Raw genomic sequence first — 18,521 nt, forward strand, 5'->3', positions numbered from 1 at the left:
TTCCGTGAGCAATTTCCTCGTCTCCAGCTACTCGCTCTCCTCGGCCCCGCGCTCGGCGGTCTTCCGGATCCAGGACGAACTGCGCACCGCCCAGAAGGAAGTCACCACCGGCCGCCTGGCCGATGTCGGGCTCGGGCTCGGCGTGCGCACCAACCAGACCGTGTCACTGCGGATCGAGCGGGAGAACAACACCCGCCTGCGCGAGTCCAACGCGCTCATCGGCCAGCGCTTCGAGACCATGCAGACGGCGCTCGAGTCGGTCGTCAAGACCGCCGAAGCGCTCGTCGCATCGCTGATCTCCAACGGCGCCAGTGATCCCGGCATCTCCGCGAGCGTGCAGCAGGCGAAAGCCGGCCTGCAGCAGTTCAGCGGCGCGCTCAACAGCGCATCGGGAGCGCGGTTCCTGTTTTCGGGAGCGAGCAGCGACGAGCCGGCGATCGCCTTTACGGCGGTGGGCGGCGGAACGGCCCGCGGCTACGAACAGGACTCGACCGCCAAGAAGGCGACGGCGGACGCATTCCAGACGGCCTTCGGCTTTGCCCAGGACGATCCGGCCGTTGCCGGCATTTCCCCCGCCGATCTTGAGGCGTTCGTTGCTGGCGGTCTCGACGGCCTCTTCCAGCTGTCGGGGACCGGGGAGTGGGCCAACTGGTCCCAGGCGGACGGAACGTCCGTCTACAACCGCATCAGCGAGAGCGAGACGCTGGACGTCTCGTATCCGGCATCCGACGAGGCATTCCGGAACATCGCCAAGGCTTACGTGATGATTGCCGATCTCGGGATCGAAGGCATGAACGGCGAGTCACGTCAGCTTCTCACAAGCCGGGCGATCGAAACTCTCAGCCAGGGCCTGGCGCAGCTGACCGAGATCCGGGCCGAGATCGGCGGCAAGCAGAGCCGGCTGGAGACGACGGAAGAGACGCTGAAGAGCCGCAACAGCGTGCTGACCCTCTCGATTGCCTCCTTCGAGGAGGTCGATCCCTACGAGGCTTCGACCCAGGTGACGACGCTGATGAATCTCCTGGAGACATCCTACGCGCTGACCGCCCGCATCTCGCGGCTCAGCATTCTTAACTACCTCTAGGCGTACTGTCGCCGAGCGTCGCGACAACTGACCCGGCCAGCGCATCCGCAAGCCGGGCAACACAGATCAAGACCTGGGCCAGGCTCGTGGGGGGCGGTTCGGGTAAGCAGTAAGGGATTGGAATGTATCAGTTCTCCTATGCGGAAGTCACTCAGGACGTCGAGGTCGACGCCCGCGACCGCGAGCGCCAGGCCCTCGATCACTCGATCGCGATGCTTGAGCGCGCGGCGGTCAGCGGCCCGCGTTCGCGCGACGCGCTCGAGGCGATCTACGCAACGCGCAGCCTTTGGGCGATCCTCGTCGAGGACCTGGCAGGGGATCACAACGGCCTGCCGGAGGACCTGCGTGCCGAACTGATCTCGGTGGGGCTGTGGATCATGCGCGAGGCCGAGGCCATCCGGCTCGGCAAGTCGGAGAATTTCAAGGGCATCATCGAGATCTCGACGCTGATCCGCAATGGGCTCAACTGAGATGGCGACGCTCCGGATCTCGCTCAGGCCGGGCGAGCGCATCTTCGTCAACGGCGCGGTGCTCAAGGTTGACCGCAAGACCACGCTGGAATTCCTCAACGACGTGACGTTCCTGCTGGAGAGCCACGTCATGCAGGCGGAAGACGCCACGACGCCGCTCCGCCAGCTCTATTTCGTCGTCCAGATGATGATCATGGACCCCAACAACAGCGAGGCGGCGCGCCAGCTGTTCCAGTCGTCGCGTTCGCTGATGCTCAAGACCTACCGCAACCGCGACATCATCGACGGTCTGACCGAGGCGTCCGAACTCGTTGAGCGCAACCGCTGCTTCGAGGCGCTGAAGCGCGTCCGCTCGCTGATCCCGCTCGAAGACGAGAGCCTCGGCAAGACGACGGCGGCCTTCCCGCCACCCCAACCCGAACGAACCGAACTGCGGCTTGCAGCAGGAGGCGTGCGATGAGCGTCGGCAACGTTTCGGGGACAACCCCCTACCAGGCCGCCCAGACGACGGCGGAGAAGAGCTCCACGCTCGACTACGACTCGTTCCTCAAGCTGCTGGTCGCGGAAATGTCCCACCAGGACCCGCTCAATCCGACGGATTCGACCCAGTACATCTCGCAGTTCGCGTCCTTTTCGTCGGTCGAGCAGGCGATCCAGACCAACAAGAAGCTGGATTCGCTGATGACGGTCTCGGCGCTGACCCAGGCGAATTCCCTGATCGGCCGCACCGCGACGTCGGCAGACGGTTCGGTGACCGGCACGGTCGAGGCGGTCCGCGTCGTCGAGGGCGGCGTGCAGGCCGTTCTCGGTGGCGGCAAGACGCTGATGCTCGAATCCGGCACGACGGTGAAATGAGACCATGAACGAAGCCGACGCACTCGACATCGTCCAGTCCGCCATCTGGACCATCGTGGCCGCCTGCGGCCCCGCCGTCGCCGCCGCGATGATCGTCGGCGTGGCAATCGCCCTGTTCCAGGCGCTGACGCAGATCCAGGAGGTGACGCTCACCTTCGTGCCGAAGATCCTGGCGATCTTCATCGTCATCGCCCTGACCGCCTCGTTCACCGGGGCGCAGGTCTTCGCCTTCACCCAGGAATCCTACTCCCGCATCGAGAACGGCTTCAGCTGATAGCCGCCGGCTCGCCCGATCCCGCCGGCGAGGCAGATGCCTTGCCGGCGCTTCAGCTCGCCGGCGCCCGGAGGTCTGCCTTCCTCTGCTGGCGTCCATCGCAGACGCTCCACTGAACAGCCCGAAGCAACCTTCGTCTGGCAAACCGGCATCTCGATACCCGCTGCGACCGCTGCGCGGGTCATGACAGTTGAGTCCGGGAAGCTGCGATGACCGCCGATATTCTGAAGCCGCGCCGGGTCGAGGCCCCCAGTGTCACCGGCGGCCGCGACATCGGCTTCGCGATCGCGGTGGTGCTGGTCCTCACGGTCCTGTTCATTCCGATCCCGTCTTTCCTGATCGACATCGGCCTGGCCTTCTCGATCGCGCTGTCCGTGCTGATCCTGATGGTCGCGCTCTGGATCCAGAGGCCGCTCGACTTCTCCGCCTTCCCGACCGTGCTGCTGCTCGCCACGATGATGCGCCTGTCGCTCAACATCGCGACGACCCGCGTCATCCTCTCCGAAGGCCATCAGGGCGTGAACGCGGCTGGCCACGTCATCGGCGGCTTCTCGCAGTTCGTCATGGGCGGCGATTTCGTCATCGGCATCGTCGTCTTCCTGATCCTGATCATCGTCAACTTCCTCGTCATCACGAAGGGCGCGACCCGGATCGCCGAAGTCGGCGCGCGCTTCACGCTCGACGCCATCCCCGGCAAGCAGATGGCGATCGACGCCGATCTCTCCGCCGGCCTCATCGACGAGCGCCAGGCGCAGGCCCGCCGCCAGGAACTGGAGGAGGAAAGCTCCTTCTTCGGTTCGATGGACGGCGCCTCGAAATTCGTCCGCGGCGATGCGATCGCGGGACTGATCATCACCGCCGTCAACATCTTCGGCGGCATCATCATCGGCATCACCCGCCACGAAATGGATGCCGCCAGCGCCGCGGACGTGTTCACCAAGCTGTCGGTGGGCGACGGGCTGGTGACGCAGATCCCGGCGCTGATCGTCTCGCTGGCGGCCGGCCTGCTGGTGTCCAAGGGCGGCAACCGCGGCGCGGCGCAACTCGCCGTCATCGGCCAGCTCGGCTTCTATCCCCGCGCCATGGCGGTGTCGGGCGTGCTGATGGCGATCCTCGCCTTCCTGCCGGGCCTGCCCTTCGTCCCGTTCTTCATCCTCGGCGCCGGCCTCGGGACGCTCGCCTACATCATTCCGCGGCAGCGCCGGGACGAACTGCGCAAGGTCGAGGAAGTCCGCAACGAGGAAGAGAAGCTCGCCGTCGAGGCGGAACGGACCTCGGTCAAGGAATCGCTGAAGATCGTCGAGATCGAGCTGGTGCTCGGCAAGCAGACCTCGGCGCACCTGGTACTGAAGCGCGAGGAACTTGCCCATCGGGTGCAGAAGATGCGTCGCCGCTTTGCCGCCCGCTACGGCTTCGTGGTTCCGGAAATCAAGCTGTCGGACGATCTCTCCGTCGATTCGAAATCCTACCAGATCAAGATCCACGGCACGGTGGTCGCGACCCAGGCGCTGCGGCTCGGCGACCTGATGATCGTGCTCGGCGATGCCGGCAAACCCGACATGCCGCACGACATCACCAAGGAACCGGCCTTCGGCATGCGCGCCGCCTGGGTCTCCGGCAGCTTTGCCGAGGAGGCGCGCCGACAGGGCTTCGAGCCGATCGACACGCTGTCGATCATGCTGACGCACCTGTCCGAGGTCATCCGCAACAACCTCGCGCAGCTCCTCTCTTATAAGGACATGCGGGCGCTGACCGAGCGGCTGGAGCCGGAATACAAGCGGCTGATCGACGAGATCATCCCGTCGCACATGTCGTATTCAGGTCTGCAGGCGGTGCTCAAGCTGCTGCTCGCCGAGCGGGTCTCGATCCGCAACCTCAATTTGATCCTCGAGGCGATCGCCGAGATCGCGCCGCATGTGCGGAGATCGGAGCAGATCGTCGAGCACGTGCGCATGCGCATGGCCCAGCAGATCTGCGGCGATCTGCTGCACGACGGCAAGCTCGGCGTCCTGCGGCTCGGGAACCAGTGGGATCTCGCCTTCCACCAGGCGCTGAAGCGCGACGCCAAGGGCGACGTGATCGAGTTCGACATCGATCCGCGCATCGTCGAGCAGTTCGCCACCGAGGCCACCAAGGTCATCCGGGAGAAGATGGACCAGGGCGAGATGTTCGTGCTCGTCGCGGCGCCGGACGCCCGGCCCTATGTCCGGATGATGATCGAGCGGATCTTCGTCAACCTGCCGGTGCTCTCGCATGTGGAGATCGCCCGCGGCATCGACATCAAGACGGTCGGGTCGATCTCGTGACACCGGAACTGTCGGAACTCTTCTTCGCGCTGTTCCTGATCTTCTGCCGCATCGGCGCCTGCCTGATGCTGCTGCCCGGGTTTTCCTCCTCGCGCATCCCCGTGCAGATCCGGCTCTTCCTCTCCTTCGCGATCTCGCTGGCGCTGTCGCCGGGCCTGCTGCCGACGATCCAGCCGCTGGTCGCGGCCGCCGACGACAATGGGCGGCTTGCCCTGATGGCGACCGAGCTGCTCAACGGCATGTTCATCGGCCTGCTCGGTCGCAGCTTCATGATCGCGCTGCAGTTCGCCGGCCACGTCATGGCCAATTCGATCGGCATGGGCATGGCGATGGGCGGGGCCATCGAGGACAACGAACCGTCCCCGGCGCTGGTCACGCTGGTGACGCTGACTGCGACGACGATGATCTTCGTCCTCAATCTGCACGCCGAGATCGCGCGGGCGCTGGTCGCTTCCTATACCGCCATGCCCACGGCGGCCGGCTTCTCGGTGCGCGGCAACCTCGCCAGCATCGCCGACAATCTCGACGAGGCCTTCCTGCTCTGCCTGCGCATCTCCAGCCCGTTCCTGCTCTATGGAATCGTGGTCAACTTCGCGATCGGCCTGGCCAACAAGCTGACGCCGACCATCCCGGTCTACTTCATCTCGCTGCCGTTCGTGCTCGCCGGCGGGCTGGTGCTGTTCGCCTACACGATCGGCGACTTCCTGGTGATCTTCCTGCAGGCCTTCGAGGCGTGGGTGGTGGCGGGATGAGCCAGGAGCACGAGCGGCTGCGGCGTCTCGACCGGATCCTCAAGGTGCAGCGGCAGAAGCGCATGCTGGAGGAATGGCGCCTCGTGCATCTGCGCGAGGAACGCGCGGCCATCGACCGATCGACCGCCGAGCTGATCGCCAGCCTGGGGACGGAATCGGCCCTGCACGGCCTGTTCATCGGGGCGCAGGTCAACGGGTTACGGCGCAACGATGTCGCCCGGCAGTCCAACGACCACCTCCAGGCGGCGGCGGAGGTGCGGATCCGCGCCGCGCGACGGTCGGAAAAGGGCGTCGAGAAGGTGCGGGGCGAAGCCGCCCAGCTGTCGGCGGCCGAGGACGAGGCGAGCGACCTCCGGTCCACCATCGAAGGCCATCTCGGGCGCGCCCGGACAAGCTTCGAATAAGCCCGCGCCGCTACAAGCCGAAGCCACGACCCAGCCCAGCGACCAGGATCGATGACGATAGCGCCCCTGAAATATCCCGGCCCGATGGCGCCGACCGCGGCAGCCGCGAAGCCGGCCGCCGCGCCCGCCGGCCGGGCCGCGGACGTCGCCGCGGATTTCTCCGCAGCACTGGACGCCGTCGGAGCACCCGCAGGCGCCGGGGCCTCGATGTCCCGCCCGATCGCGCCGCTCGTCGCCCACAAGTCGCGCGTCGCGCCGCCGCTGGAGCAGTTCGAGGGCTTCGTGCTGCGCAGCTTCGTGGAATCGATGCTGCCGAGCGAGGCCTCGAGCTATTTCGGCAGCGGCACCGCCGGCGAAGTCTGGCGGTCGATGATGGCCGAGGAGATCGGCAACGAGCTCGCCAGGGGCGGCGGCATCGGCATTGCCGCCTCCATCGCCGGCCACCGCGGCGGCGATGCGATGCAGGGCGACGATGCCGCCCTGAACGACATGCTCCGCGACAGCGACGTCGCGCGGGCCGGCGCTGCGCGCCTCGACACAACCAGATAGGGAATCATGCTTTGAACATCGCGCTCGCCAAGGCCGTCGACCGGCTCGAAGACATCCTCGCCGCGGAGACCGCCGCGCTCGACAGCGGCACGTCGATCGACCTCGCCGAAATCACCGGCCGCAAGAACCAGAGCCTGCTGGAACTCACCCGGCTCGCCAAGAGCGTCCCGGCGGATCGCGATCCGCTGCTCGACCAGCGGCTCGGCCGCCTCCGGGAGGTCGTCGAGGCCAACCGGCGCATGCTCGAACTGCACGTGCGCGCCAGCCACGACATCTCCACGCTGATCGCCCGTTCGATCGCGGAAGCCGAATCCGACGGCACCTACAGCGCCTCGCTCGGCCGCCGGGATGCCTCCCGGTGATCAAGCTCATCGCCGTCGGCCTGTGGGTGGCGGTCGTGGCGCTCGGCTCGAGTTACGTCATGGCGACGATGGGCGGCGGCGGAGAGGCCGAAGCCGCCGCGGAGCCGAGCTACTTCGCCGGGCTCGACTATCGCACCACCGACAACATCACCATTCCGATGATCTCGGACGCGGCGATCCAGGGCTACATCCTGGCCCGCTTCGTCTACACGATCGACGGCCAGACGGTCGCGCAGCTGAAGGTCCCGCCGGATCCGTTCATCCTCGACGAGGCGTTCCGCCGCCTCTACGCCACCGAGGGGTTCGATTTTGCCAAGCCCGAGCGCTTCGACCTGCCGGCCCTGACCAACGACATCCGCAACGCCGTCAATGCGCGCTACGGCCAGGAACTGGTGCGGGAGATCCTGGTCGAGCAATTCGACTACGTCGCCAAGTCCGAGGTTCGCAACGGCGCATAGCGGCCGGCGACCGGCCGGTCAGTCGGGCAGCGCGTAATAGCGTCCCGACAGGCGTGTGATCTCGGCCGGGCTGGCGGCGCGTGCCGGACCGGCGAAACGCACGCCCATCTCCATCGCGTCCGTCCAGACGATCGAGGCGGCGCGCAGCGTGCGCTCCGACTCGTCGAAGACGACGATCCGCGCGGGCAGGGGCCGCGCTTCGTAGCGCAGGATCCGCGCGCCGTTGGCCGAACTGTCGAGCGTCGTGCCGTCCTGGATGAAGCGGCCGCCGGTGGTGACGAGCTTGACCGGCCGCAGGCGCGTGCGCCGGCGGCTCGCGATGCGGCTTTCCTGCCCGGTCGGAAGCGGCGGCGGTTCCATGGCCCCCAGCATAGGCGCCGATTACCAAGGAATCCTGAAAATCCGACCGGACCCGCTCGAGCGGCGCCGGCCAGGACCCGCTCTTACGAAGCGTTAACGCGGCGATGCGAAGGTAGCTGCACACCGGCCCAGGAGAGCCGGCGGCGCGGAGCAACCATGTCCAGCATCGACCCCTCGGCATTCGGCAATGCCGGACGCTACACGCCCGACCGGCTGTCGCGGGTTCTCGCCACCACGCTGCTGCTGCTGTCGACCGGGTTCTTCTCGGCGGTCGTCGCCATCTCGCACATCGATCCGGGCTATTTCGACCGGCTGCTGCTCTCGGCCATGCAGGACGGGCTGGATCCGATCGAGACCGGCTCGACCGAAAAGGCCGACGAGTCCGGCATCACACCGCTGCCGGTGCCGCATCGCGTGCGTCCCCACCAGCTGACGCCGCAGGACTTCCAGATCGTCATGGTCTTCGGCGGCGAAGCCCATCTCGCCTCGCCGGGCGAACTCTGGCGGGTGCGGGTGAATTCGCTGGTGCCAGGGCTCGGCCGCATCCTGGCGATCGAGCCCGGCGAGAACGGCGGGACCGTCCGGACCGAAAAGGCGATCCTCACCGGCGTCCGGGTGGACTGACGCAGGGACCGCCCTCCAGCCTATTTCTTCTCGAGCAGAATCTGGCCTTCCTTGCGGAGCTTGCCCTTCAGCTTTTCCGCGATGGCGGCGAGCATCATCGGCAGGTCGACCTCGACATGCACCGCCTCGTCCAGCACGTCGAGCCGGCCGGTCACGGTCTGGCCCATGACGCGGGCCTTGAAGTCGAGATGGTCGCCGTTCCAGGTGTCCTCGAACTTGACCATGCCGCCGAGCATTTCCTGACGCAGCCTGCCGAAGCCCTCGTCGATGCGCGTCCGCGCCGCGGTGCGCCCGAGCTTGTGGGGAATGTCGACCTTGATCGTTTCGGCCATTCGGGGCGTCTCCTCGTCTCGATGAACGCCATATGGCGTCGCCGGGCGGCGGGTGCAATCTCGGTGCAACGCCGGGCGGGGCGGGTCGATCCCGGAATGATCGGCTGAAGCGCCAAAGAAAAAGGGCGACCTCGCGGCCGCCCCCTTCAATCATTCTTCGAGACGACCAGCCCTCAGGCGGTCGCTGCCTGCGGGCGTCCGCCACCGCCGCGGCCCTGGCGGCGATTGCCGCGACCGGCACCCTTGGGGTCGGCGTTGCGGTTGCGGTTCTCGCCGGCCGGACGCTGGCCGCCCGGCTTCTGGCCATCGCGGCGCTGGCCCTGCGGCTTGCCCGAACGGTTCGGCGGCCGGCCTGTGCGGGCCGGGCGCGTCGGCTCGGCAGCGAGGTCGATATTGCCGAGGAAGTCGGTCTGGACGACGTCGAAGGTGATGCCGGTCAGCCGCTCGATGCTGCGCAGCTTCGAGCGCTCGGACGGATCGACCAGCGCGATCGCCGCGCCGGACTTGCCGGCACGCGCCGTCCGGCCGATGCGGTGGACGTAGCTTTCCGGCTCTTCCGGCAGGTCGAAATTCACCACGTGGCTGATGTCGTCGACATGGATGCCGCGGGCGACAATGTCGGTCGCGACCAGCACGCCGGTCTTGCCCGAATGGAAGGTCGCAAGCGCCTTCTGGCGCGCGGCCTGGCTCTTGTTGCCGTGGATCGCGCCGGCCTCGATGCCGGCCTTGCCGAGATCCTCGGACAGCTTGTTGGCGCCGTGCTTGGTGCGGGTGAAGATCACCACCTTGGTGAATTCCGGCTTGGACAGCGCCTCGATCAGCCAGAGCTTCTTGGCCTTCTGCGGCACCAGATAGACGCTCTGCTGGATCTTCTCGACGGTGACGACTTCCGGCGTCACTTCGAAACGGACCGGGTTGGTCAGGATCTTGGCGGCGAGGTCGGCGATCGAACGCGGCATGGTCGCCGAGAACAGCAGCGACTGGCGCTGCTTCGGCAGCATGCCGACGATCTTCATGACGTCGCGCACGAAGCCCATGTCGAGCATGCGGTCGGCCTCGTCGAGGACGACGTGGCGGACGTCGGTCAGCGAGATGGCGCGCTGGTCGACCAGGTCGAGCAGGCGGCCGGGCGTCGCGATGACGATGTCGACGCCGCGGCGCATCGCGTCGATCTGCGGACGGATGGAGACGCCGCCGAAGATGACGTGGTGGCTGACCTTGGTGCCGGCCGTATAGGCCTTCACGTTCTGGGCGATCTGCGAGGCGAGCTCGCGGGTGGGGGTGAGGATCAGCGCCCGCGGGGTTTTCGGCATCGGCCGGCCACCCTTCTCGAGAATGGCGTTGATCACCGGCAGCGCGAAGGCCGCGGTCTTGCCGGTGCCGGTCTGGGCGATGCCGAGAACGTCGCGGCCTTCCATCACGGCGGGAATCGCCTGTGCCTGGATCGGGGTGGGCTGGCTGATGTCGAGGCGCGCAAGCGCCGAGAGAAGCGTGTCGGCGAGGCCGAACGCCTGAAAATCGGTATGGGTCAAAAATTATGCCTTGCGGGATCGCGGACGAGGTCCGCCAAGAGGTCGATCGTCTTCGCGCTGGCGGACGGATCGACGGGCCGTGTCGAAAGGCGGGCACCCCGGCGAAAGCTGGGGGCCGTTCCGATTGCGCTGGCAAAAATCCCGACGATGTGAGTGTCGGAAGACAAGCAGGCGCTGCGCTGTCACGGCGTTACAAGCCCGCATATCGGCTTTCTGCTGCGCTGCGTCAAGGCGTATTCGGCTATCGCCAGGTCAGGTGCTCGGAGAGCGCCTCGCGGATCCGCTGCAGCAGCCCCGCCTGCTCGACCGGCTGGGCGGCGTGCAGCGGCACCTCGCGCAGCGTCTCCTCGCCGCGCTCGAAGCGGACCCAGCCGAGCCGCTGGCCGGCTGCGACGGGCGCCTCGACCGGGCCGTTGTCGACCACGACCCGCTTGACGTCGGCGAGGCTGCCGCGCGGCACCAGCAGCCGCAATTCCTCCTCCGCGGTCATCGCGACGGTCGGCGCCACCCCGCCGCGCACCACCGCCTCTCCGACGGGTTCGCCAGCCTCGATCAGCACCACTTCCTCGAAGTCCTGCAGGCCGTACTCCATCAGGCGTCTAGCCTCGCGGGCGCGCTCGTCGGCGCTCTGCATGCCGCTGATGGCGAGGATGATGCGGCGGCCGTCGCGCTGGGCGGAGGCGACGAGGCCGTAGCCGGCCTCGGAGGTGTGGCCGGTCTTCAGCCCGTCGGCGCCCAGCGCCAGCAGCGGGTTGCGGCTGCGCTGGGTGATGCCGTTGAAGGTGAAGCTCTCCTCGCTGAACAGCGGATACTCTTCCGGGAAGGTCCGGATCAGGTACTCCGCGAGCTTGGCGAGGTCGCGGACGGTGACGTACTGGTCGGGATCGGGCAGGCCGTGCGGATTGGCGAATTGCGAGCCGGTGAGGCCAATCTGCTTGCCCAGCGCGTTCATCTTCGCCGCGAAGGCGTCGACCGATCCGGCGATTCCCTCGGCCGCTACGATCGTCGCGTCGTTGCCGGACTGGATGATGATGCCCTTGATCAGGTCGTCGACGCTGACCTCCGAGTTCAGCGGCAGGAACATGGTGGAGCCGCCGGAGGCGGCGCCGCCGGTGCGCCAGGCATATTCCGAGACCGTGAAGCGATCGTCGCGCGAGATCGTGCCCTTGCGCAATTCGTCGAAGATCACCGCCACGGTCATCAGCTTGACGAGGCTCGCCGGCGCGATCGTCTTGTCGGCCTCCTTCTCGAAGAGAACGCGGCCGGTGCCGAAATCGACCAGAATGCCGGTGGGAGCGGTGGTCTCGAACGCCGCCGCCTGCGTGCCGGCGGAAGCGATCAGCGCCAGCGCCACAACCGCGCCGAGCGTCGCGCGCTGAACCGCGCGCATCAGCGCCGCCACCGCCCGGACGTGCGCTTTCCCGCATTGGGCTTTCAGGCTGACTGACATTCTGTCTCCGACATGCATGCGAACGCTTCCCGCCTCGTCGGCAAAAGGCGATGCGCATCGCCGTCCGCCGTATCCTGCCCCTCGCGTCAACCTGAACGAGAGGCGGCGTGCGGGTCAACGGGAACCTGCCACTACGGATGCTTTGGCCGCCCTGCGGATATCCCGCGGGGCGACGGTTCAGCCTTCCGCCTCGGCCCGGATCATCTCGAGTTCCAGCCAGTCGTCCTCGGCCTTGGCGAGGGCAGTGCGGTCGCGGGTGAGTTCGGCGGCGAGCGCGTGGAAGCGCTTCGGATCGCGGGCGAACAGGGCGGGATCGGCCATCGTCGTCTCGGCCTTGCGAATCGCCGATTCCAGCCGCGCGATCTCCTTGGGCAGGCTCTCCAGCGCGAATTTCTGCTTGAAGGTCAGCTTGCCGCCGGCCGCCGTCGTGGCGGTGCCGTGGCTTGCCGGCGTCGCTTCGGACCCCCCGCGCTTGGCGCTTCGCTCGCGCGCCGTGCCGGCCTTGGCCGCGCCGCGCCGCTGCGCCGCCATGTCGGAGTAGCCGCCGGCATATTCCAGCCACTGCCCGTTGCTGTCCGGCGTGATGACGCTGGTGACCGTCCGGTCGAGGAAGTCACGATCGTGCGAGACCAGGAGCACGGTGCCGGGATAGTTGGCGATCAGCTCCTCCAGAAGGTCCAGCGTCTCCATGTCGAGGTCGTTGGTCGGCTCGTCGAGGACGAGGAGGTTGGCCGGCGTCGCCAGCGTCTTGGCGAGCAGCAGGCGGGCGCGCTCGCCGCCCGAGAGATTGCCGACCGGGGTGCGGATCTGCTCCGGCGAGAACAGGAATTCCTTGAGGTAGCCAATGACGTGACGAGCCTCGCCGTTGACCATCACCTGGTCGCCGCGCCCGTCGGTCAGGGAGTCGGCGAGCGACAGCGTGTCGTTCAGCGCCGCCCGCTTCTGGTCGAGAAAGGCGAGGTCGAGATTGGTGCCCATGCGGATCCGGCCGGAATCCGGCTCGATCTCGCCGATCAGCATCTTCAGCAGCGTCGTCTTGCCGGCGCCGTTCGGCCCGACCAGCCCGACCCGGTCGCCGCGGGCGATGCGGATCGAGAAGTCCTTGACGAGGACACGCCCGTCATAGGCCTTGGAGATGCTTTCCGCCTCCACGACCAGCTTGCCGCTCTCGCGGGTCTCGCCGGCCTGCATGGAAACCTGGCCGACGGCGCGGCGCGTGTCGCGCCGGTCCTGGCGCAGCGTGTGCAGTGCCTCCAGGCGCCGCTGGTTGCGGGTGCGCCGCGCGGTGACGCCATAGCGCAGCCAGTGCTCCTCGCGGACGATCTTGCGGTCGAGCTTCTGCAGGTCGCGCTCTTCCTCCTCCAGCACCTTGTCGCGCCAGGCCTCGAAACTGCCGAAGCCCTGGTCGAGCCGGCGCGCCGTGCCGCGGTCGAGCCAGACCGTCGCCTTGGTGACGTTCTCGAGGAAGCGCCGGTCATGGCTGATCACCACCACGGCGCTCTTCATCTGGCGCAGTTCGCCCTCCAGCCACTCGATCGTCGGCAGGTCGAGATGGTTGGTGGGCTCGTCGAGCAGGATCACGTCCGGCTCGGGCGCCAGCGTGCGGGCCAGCGCGGCGCGGCGCGCCTCGCCACCGGAAAGGTTGACCGGCCGCATGTCGGGCGAAAGGCCGAGCGCATCGAGGCACATGGTCACCCGGTGCGGGTCGTCGGACGGGCCGAGGCCGGAGGTGACATAGGCCTCGACGGTCTGGAAGTCGCCGAAGTCCGGCTCCTGCGGCAGATAGCGCAGCGTCGTGCCTGGCTTGAGGAAGACTTCGCCGCCGTCCGCCTCGACCTGGCCGGCGGCGATCTTCAGCAGCGTCGACTTGCCGGAGCCGTTGCGGCCGACCAGCGCGATGCGGTCGCCGGGCAGGACGTTGAGTTCGACGCCGGTGAGCAGCGGCGTGCCGCCGAAGGTCAGTCGGACGCCATCGAGGCGTAGCAGGGGAGGGGGAGCCATGGCGGCCTTCTAGCGGGGATGCGTCACGGGCGAAAGGCCCGCCTGACGCGGCGCGGCCGCGGCCGGTCGGCCGAACGGCCTTTTTCCCGTGCGGCGGTCCCCGCCAGCCGGTCAGGCGCCCTGCGGACTGGGCGTATCCTCCCGGCGGCGATCTGCCTCCTGGCGTTCGGCGAGCGCGATATCGCGCTGGAGCTGGGCGGTCTTGTCGGCATTCGGCGTCGAGAAGCGGCCGAGGATCAGATAGGCCACCGGCGTCACGTAGAGGGTCGACAACGTCGCGAGGCCGAGCCCCCCGACGATGACGTAGCCGAGCGCGATGCGCGCCTCGGCGCCCGCACCCGAGGCGAACACCAGCGGCAGGCCGCCGACGACCGTGGCGATCATCGTCATCATGACCGGGCGCAGGCGGATCAGCGAGGCCTGCTCGATCGCCTCGCGCACGCTCATGCCTTCCTCGCGCAGCTGGTTGGCGAACTCGACGATCAGGATGCCGTTCTTCGCCATGATGCCGACCAGCAGCACCAGCCCGATCTGGCTGTAGAGGTTGAGGCTCATGCCGAAGAAGCTGAGCGCGAAGATCGCGCAGGCGACCCCGAGCGGCACCGTGGCGATGATGATGAAGGCCGAGACGAAGCTCTCGAACTGCGCGGCGAGCACCAGGATGATGATCACGATGGCGAAGGCGAAGACCAGCGCCATGCCGCTGTTGGTCTCGTTGATCGTGGCCGCTTCCGCCAGCGGGATCAGCCGCTGGTCGTCCGGCAGGATCTCCGCGGCGAAGTCCTGCAGGTCCAGCCAGCCGGCCTGGATGGAGTAGCCGTCCGGCAGCTGCGCCGACAGCGCCACCGCCCGCGCGCGATCCTCCCGGGTCAGCGTCGGGGCGATCGGACGCTCCTCGACGGTCGCCACCGTCGACATCGGTACGATGCGGCCGTCGCTGGCCTTGACGAAGATGTTGCGCATGTCGCCCGGGTCGTTGACCGGGTCGCTGGTGGAGATCAGCTTGATCGGCACTTCCTTGTCTTCGACATAGGTCTGGCCGATCTCGCGACCGTCCAGCAGCGCCTGCATCGCGGTGGCAAGGCCGTCGATGTCGATGCCGAGGTCGGAGGCCCTGGCCCGGTCAATCAGGACCGAAAGCTGCGCCTGGGTAGCGTTTTCCGACAGGCGCACATTGCCCCAGCGCCCGTCGGCCTGCATCGCCTCGAGCAGGGTCTCGGCGCTGGTGGCGAGTTCCTCGAAATTCTGGCCGGCGACGGCGAACTGCAGGCCGCGACCGCCGCCGCGGATGCCGAGGGAATTGGGCTGGATGGCGAAGGCGCGCACGCCGGCGATCTGCCGGACCTTGCCGTTGATCTCGGCGACGATCTCCTGCTGGGTCCGCTCGCGTTCGGCCCAGTCCGCCAGGGTCACGACCAGAAAGGCCGAGTTCGCCGAGCCGCGGCCGGAGATCGCGAAGACGTTGGTCGCCTCGCCGCTGTCGACATAGGGCAGCACGACGTCCTCGATCCGGCGCAGCTGGCCATTGGTGTAGTCGAGGCTCGCCCCCTGCGGCGCGTCGATGCTCATCAAGACGACCGCCCGATCCTCGGTCGGCGTCAGTTCCTGCGGCATCGACAGGAAGGTCATGTAGGCGAGGAAGGAGAACAGCCCGGCGACGACGACGATCAGCAGCGGGAAGGCGAGGCAGAACCGCAGCGTCAGCGCATAGAAGCCGGCGAGCCGGCTGCCGATCCACCGCATGCCGTTCTGGAAGAAGCCCGGCGCCCGCTCGTCCTCGCGGGCCTTGAGGAAATGCGCGGCGAGCATCGGGCAGAGGGTGAGGGCGATGAAGGAGGAGATGACGACCGCGATCGCCAGCACGAAGCCGAACTCGCGGAACAGCCCGCCCGCCTGGCCCGGCAGGAAGGAGATCGGCACGAACACCGCCGCGAGCGTCGCGGTGGTCGAGATGACGGCGAAGAACACCTCGCGCGTTCCGAGCACGGCAGCCGCCTTCGGCTTGGCGCCCATGTCGCGGCGGCGCACGATGTTCTCCAGCACGATGATGGCGTCGTCGACGACCATGCCGGTCGCCAGCACCAGCGCCAGCAGCGTCAGGATGTTAATCGAAAACCCGACAAGATAGATGAAGGCCATGACGCCGATCAGGGCGATCGGCATGGTCACGGCCGGGATGATCGTCGCCCTGACGTTGAGCAGGAAAAGGAAGATCACGAAGACGACGATGACAACGGCGAGGCCGAGGGCGATCTCGACCTCGTGGATGGCGCCGTCGATGAAGGTCGCGTCGTCGCTGGTGACGCGGACGGTGACGCCCTCCGGCAGCGTGCGGTTGAGGTTCTCGACTTCCGCCCGCACCCCCTCGGAGATGTCGAGCGTCGAGGAGCCGGCCTGGCGCACGACGCCGAGCCCGACGCCGGTCTGGCCGTTGACCCGCTGCTGCGAGGCCGCGTCGTCCGGCCCGAAGCGTACGGCGGCGACGTCCCGCAGCCGCGTCCGGTCGTCGAGGAAGATCGCCTCGAACTCGGCCGGCGAGGAGACGTTGGCGTCGGCTCGTACGATCAGGTCCTGGGTCGGCGAGGCGAGCGATCCGGCCGGCACGTCCATCGCCGCATTCTGCAGCGCGGTCGACACGTCACCGAGGGTCAGGCCGCGGGTGGCCAGCTTGTCCGGGTCGATGTCGACATAGATCAGCCGCTCGCGGTCGCCGTAGACTTGAAGGTCAGCGACGCCCTCGACGGCGGCGAGCTGGTCGGCGATGCGGTCGTCGACGAGGGTCGTCAGGTCCTCGATCGGCATGCCGGGCGCTGTGATCGCCAGGCGCATGATCGCGTTGGCGTCGGCATCGGCCTTGACGATCCGGGGCTCGTCGGCGCCTTCCGGCAGGACGTCGGAGATGCGGCTGACGGCGTCGCGCACGTCGCTGGCGGCAACGTTGAGGTCGGTGGACTCGGTGAATTCAATGGTCGTGCGGCTGTCGCCGAAGCGCGACCGCGACGACACCGAGGAGATGCCCGACACGCGCGCGACGGCACTCTCGATCTGGCTGGTGATCTGGCGGTCGACGGTTTCCGGCGAGGCGCCCTCGAAGGTGACGGAGACGCTGATCACCGGCCGGTCGACATTCGGCAGTTCGCGGATCTCGATCGCGTTGAAGGCGGCGAGGCCGGCGACGACGATCAGCAGGTTGATCACGATGGTCAGCACCGGCCGCCGGATGAACAGGCTGGTGAAGGCGGTGATGCCGTCGGGCTTGGGCGGGGGCGACACCGGCGTCGTCATCGGGCGGTCGTCCTGGCGGCGGACCCGGCAGTCTCGGGTCCCGGCGCCGGGATCTGCGCGGCGACGGCCCGGCCGGCCGGCGCGGGATCGGCGGCAGCGCCTTCGAGCGGCGTCTCGAGCGGCACACCCTCGGCGGAGGGCACCGTCCCGGCATCGGCGGGGGCCTCGCGCACCCGCTGGATTTCCACCGGGCCGCCCTCGCGAACCGTTTGCAGCCCTTCGACCACGACGAGATCGCCCGCCTGCAGCGTGTCGGAGGCGACGAGGATGCGGTCGATATTGCGTTCGATGATGCGGACCGGCGCCTTGACCGCCTTGTCGTCGGCGATCTTCCAGACGATCGGGCCGTTGCGTTCCCACACCACGGCGATCGGGTCGACGGAGAGGAACGTCTCGCCGTCGAGTTCCAGCGTGACGGCGAAGGACATGCCGGGTCGCAGCTCGTCCTCGCCGTTGTCGATCATCGCCTCGGTGCGCAGCGTCCGGCTGGCCTCGTCGAGGCGGCTGTCGATGGCGACGATCCGGCCTTCGTGGATCCGGCTCGGCCGGGCGGTGGCGACGGCCTGCAGGGGCGCGCCGATCTCGAGATCCTGCACGAAGCTCTCCGGCGTGAAGAATACCACCTTGAGCTGGCTGCGGTCGTCGATCGTCGCGATCACCGTGTCGCTGCCGACGAGATCGCCCTGGTCGACGCTGACGATGCCGACCCGCCCGGCGATCGGCGCGCGGATGTCGCGCTTGCCGAGGGCGATCTCGGCGGTCTGCAGGTCGAGGCGGGCATTGTCGCGTTCGCGGGCGACGTCGGTGACCTCGACCGCGGTGATGGTGTTGGAATCCTGCAGGCGCTGGAACCGGCGGAGCTTCTCGTCCGCCGCCTCGACGCCCAGCTGGGCGCGCGCCACCGCGACCTCCTCGCTGGCCCGCTCGAGGCGTGCCAGGATCGATCCGGCTTCCACCTGGTCGCCGGACTGGACCTGGACCTCGTCGATGATGCCGGTGGTGTTGTCGGGATAGACGACGACCGACCGGGCCGCCTCGCCGGTGCCGATCGATCGCATCGCCGTACGGGTCACGCCCTTCACGACCGTGTCGGCGACGACGATGGTGGCGCCGCCCCCGCCACGGCGGGGATTGCCCTGCGGGCCCGCGGCGATGTCGGTTGCCGGTTCGCCGGCTTCCGGCGCGACATAGAGAATGGCGCTCCGCAGGAACTCGGGCACCGCGACGTCGGAATTCAGCACCGCCCGACCGGCGCCGGGCTCCCATTTGAGATAGGCCACCGCGGCGATGATCAGGACGAGGAAGGTGACGAGCACCTGCTTCAGGATGGCCATGGATACCTTGTTCGTTGCGTCGGCGTTTTGCGGTGCGAAGCCGCGCCCGAACGGTACGATAACGGATATTCGGGCGAGAATGCCGTTGC

Annotated in this window: 19 protein-coding genes; 12 read left to right on the forward strand and 7 right to left on the reverse strand. The window is 67.9% G+C overall.

Annotation, left to right across the window (positions count from 1 at the left end):
• The first annotated feature begins 4 nt into the window (after positions 1-4).
• From LXB15_RS04345 to LXB15_RS04395, 11 genes are all read left to right on the forward strand, one after another.
• Positions 5-1,084, forward strand: coding sequence for a flagellar hook-associated family protein (locus LXB15_RS04345; protein ID WP_233951151.1), 1,080 nt, complete (start codon positions 5-7; stop codon positions 1,082-1,084).
• 122 nt (positions 1,085-1,206) lie between these two features.
• Positions 1,207-1,554 (forward strand): flagellar biosynthesis regulator FlaF, encoded by a 348-nt coding sequence (gene flaF / locus LXB15_RS04350; RefSeq protein ID WP_233951154.1) that lies wholly within the window; start codon positions 1,207-1,209, stop codon positions 1,552-1,554.
• A gap of 1 nt (position 1,555) precedes the next feature.
• Positions 1,556-2,014 (forward strand): flagellar biosynthesis repressor FlbT, encoded by a 459-nt coding sequence (flbT, locus tag LXB15_RS04355; protein WP_233951156.1) that lies wholly within the window; start codon positions 1,556-1,558, stop codon positions 2,012-2,014.
• Complete coding sequence (flgD, locus tag LXB15_RS04360; RefSeq protein ID WP_233951157.1) at positions 2,011-2,409, forward strand: flagellar hook assembly protein FlgD; 399 nt, start codon at positions 2,011-2,013, stop codon at positions 2,407-2,409. Before flbT ends, flgD begins: the two co-directional genes overlap by 4 nt.
• 4 nt (positions 2,410-2,413) lie before the next feature.
• Positions 2,414-2,683, forward strand: a complete 270-nt coding sequence (gene fliQ, locus LXB15_RS04365; RefSeq protein ID WP_233951159.1) for a flagellar biosynthesis protein FliQ — start codon at positions 2,414-2,416, stop codon at positions 2,681-2,683.
• A gap of 209 nt (positions 2,684-2,892) precedes the next feature.
• Positions 2,893-4,989, forward strand: coding sequence for a flagellar biosynthesis protein FlhA (gene flhA, locus LXB15_RS04370; protein WP_233951161.1), 2,097 nt, complete (start codon positions 2,893-2,895; stop codon positions 4,987-4,989).
• Complete coding sequence (locus tag LXB15_RS04375) at positions 4,986-5,741, forward strand: flagellar biosynthetic protein FliR (RefSeq protein ID WP_233951163.1); 756 nt, start codon at positions 4,986-4,988, stop codon at positions 5,739-5,741. The genes flhA and LXB15_RS04375 overlap by 4 nt, the downstream gene beginning before the upstream one ends.
• On the forward strand, positions 5,738-6,145 hold the full coding sequence (locus LXB15_RS04380) for a hypothetical protein (RefSeq protein WP_233951165.1): 408 nt from the start codon (positions 5,738-5,740) through the stop codon (positions 6,143-6,145). Before LXB15_RS04375 ends, LXB15_RS04380 begins: the two co-directional genes overlap by 4 nt.
• Positions 6,146-6,196: 51 nt before the next feature.
• On the forward strand, positions 6,197-6,694 hold the full coding sequence (locus tag LXB15_RS04385) for a rod-binding protein (RefSeq protein WP_233951167.1): 498 nt from the start codon (positions 6,197-6,199) through the stop codon (positions 6,692-6,694).
• Positions 6,695-6,705: 11 nt separating this feature from the next.
• Positions 6,706-7,056, forward strand: coding sequence for a flagellar protein FlgN (locus LXB15_RS04390; RefSeq protein WP_233951169.1), 351 nt, complete (start codon positions 6,706-6,708; stop codon positions 7,054-7,056).
• On the forward strand, positions 7,053-7,514 hold the full coding sequence (locus tag LXB15_RS04395; protein ID WP_233951170.1) for a hypothetical protein: 462 nt from the start codon (positions 7,053-7,055) through the stop codon (positions 7,512-7,514). Before LXB15_RS04390 ends, LXB15_RS04395 begins: the two co-directional genes overlap by 4 nt.
• 18 nt (positions 7,515-7,532) lie before the next feature.
• Here LXB15_RS04395 and LXB15_RS04400 read toward each other — a convergent pair whose 3' ends face one another.
• Positions 7,533-7,874: a hypothetical protein gene (locus tag LXB15_RS04400; RefSeq protein ID WP_233951172.1), complete on the reverse strand. Its 342-nt coding sequence runs from the start codon at positions 7,872-7,874 to the stop codon at positions 7,533-7,535.
• Between the two features lie 156 nt (positions 7,875-8,030).
• Here LXB15_RS04400 and LXB15_RS04405 point away from each other — a divergent pair, with 156 nt between their 5' ends.
• On the forward strand, positions 8,031-8,498 hold the full coding sequence (locus LXB15_RS04405; RefSeq protein ID WP_233951174.1) for a hypothetical protein: 468 nt from the start codon (positions 8,031-8,033) through the stop codon (positions 8,496-8,498).
• 20 nt (positions 8,499-8,518) lie between these two features.
• Here the strand turns inward: LXB15_RS04405 and LXB15_RS04410 are convergent, their stop codons facing one another.
• The 6 genes from LXB15_RS04410 to LXB15_RS04435 form a co-directional block, all read right to left on the reverse strand.
• Positions 8,519-8,830 carry a polyhydroxyalkanoic acid system family protein gene (locus LXB15_RS04410; protein ID WP_233951176.1) on the reverse strand — a complete coding sequence of 104 codons (312 nt, stop codon included), beginning with the start codon at positions 8,828-8,830 and terminating at the stop codon, positions 8,519-8,521.
• A gap of 173 nt (positions 8,831-9,003) precedes the next feature.
• Entirely contained in the window at positions 9,004-10,362 is a 1,359-nt protein-coding gene (locus tag LXB15_RS04415) for a DEAD/DEAH box helicase (protein WP_233951178.1), read from the reverse strand.
• A gap of 241 nt (positions 10,363-10,603) precedes the next feature.
• Positions 10,604-11,812, reverse strand: coding sequence for a D-alanyl-D-alanine carboxypeptidase family protein (locus LXB15_RS04420; RefSeq protein WP_233951180.1), 1,209 nt, complete (start codon positions 11,810-11,812; stop codon positions 10,604-10,606).
• Positions 11,813-11,989: 177 nt separating this feature from the next.
• Complete coding sequence (locus LXB15_RS04425; protein ID WP_233951182.1) at positions 11,990-13,813, reverse strand: ABC-F family ATP-binding cassette domain-containing protein; 1,824 nt, start codon at positions 13,811-13,813, stop codon at positions 11,990-11,992.
• A gap of 111 nt (positions 13,814-13,924) precedes the next feature.
• Positions 13,925-17,098, reverse strand: a complete 3,174-nt coding sequence (locus LXB15_RS04430) for an efflux RND transporter permease subunit (protein ID WP_233951183.1) — start codon at positions 17,096-17,098, stop codon at positions 13,925-13,927.
• A complete protein-coding gene (locus LXB15_RS04435; protein ID WP_233951184.1) occupies positions 17,095-18,432 on the reverse strand; it encodes an efflux RND transporter periplasmic adaptor subunit in 1,338 nt (445 codons plus the stop codon). The genes LXB15_RS04430 and LXB15_RS04435 overlap by 4 nt, the downstream gene beginning before the upstream one ends.
• Positions 18,433-18,521: the final 89 nt, after the last annotated feature.

The organism is Aurantimonas sp. HBX-1, assembly GCF_021391535.1.
GTDB lineage: Bacteria > Pseudomonadota > Alphaproteobacteria > Rhizobiales > Rhizobiaceae > Aurantimonas.

Bases quoted from the DNA above. Each gene is read 5' to 3' on its own strand.
- LXB15_RS04420 (WP_233951180.1), bottom strand. From the start codon at position 11,812: ATGTCAGTCAGCCTGAAAGCCCAATGCGGGAAAGCGCACGTCCGGGCG.
- flaF (WP_233951154.1), top strand. From the start codon at position 1,207: ATGTATCAGTTCTCCTATGCGGAAGTCACTCAGGACGTCGAGGTCGAC.
- flbT (WP_233951156.1), top strand. From the start codon at position 1,556: ATGGCGACGCTCCGGATCTCGCTCAGGCCGGGCGAGCGCATCTTCGTC.
- LXB15_RS04425 (WP_233951182.1), bottom strand. From the start codon at position 13,813: ATGGCTCCCCCTCCCCTGCTACGCCTCGATGGCGTCCGACTGACCTTC.
- LXB15_RS04405 (WP_233951174.1), top strand. From the start codon at position 8,031: ATGTCCAGCATCGACCCCTCGGCATTCGGCAATGCCGGACGCTACACG.
- LXB15_RS04410 (WP_233951176.1), bottom strand. From the start codon at position 8,830: ATGGCCGAAACGATCAAGGTCGACATTCCCCACAAGCTCGGGCGCACC.
- fliQ (WP_233951159.1), top strand. From the start codon at position 2,414: ATGAACGAAGCCGACGCACTCGACATCGTCCAGTCCGCCATCTGGACC.
- LXB15_RS04430 (WP_233951183.1), bottom strand. From the start codon at position 17,098: ATGACGACGCCGGTGTCGCCCCCGCCCAAGCCCGACGGCATCACCGCC.
- flgD (WP_233951157.1), top strand. From the start codon at position 2,011: ATGAGCGTCGGCAACGTTTCGGGGACAACCCCCTACCAGGCCGCCCAG.
- LXB15_RS04385 (WP_233951167.1), top strand. From the start codon at position 6,197: ATGACGATAGCGCCCCTGAAATATCCCGGCCCGATGGCGCCGACCGCG.
- flhA (WP_233951161.1), top strand. From the start codon at position 2,893: ATGACCGCCGATATTCTGAAGCCGCGCCGGGTCGAGGCCCCCAGTGTC.
- LXB15_RS04435 (WP_233951184.1), bottom strand. From the start codon at position 18,432: ATGGCCATCCTGAAGCAGGTGCTCGTCACCTTCCTCGTCCTGATCATC.
- LXB15_RS04380 (WP_233951165.1), top strand. From the start codon at position 5,738: ATGAGCCAGGAGCACGAGCGGCTGCGGCGTCTCGACCGGATCCTCAAG.
- LXB15_RS04400 (WP_233951172.1), bottom strand. From the start codon at position 7,874: ATGGAACCGCCGCCGCTTCCGACCGGGCAGGAAAGCCGCATCGCGAGC.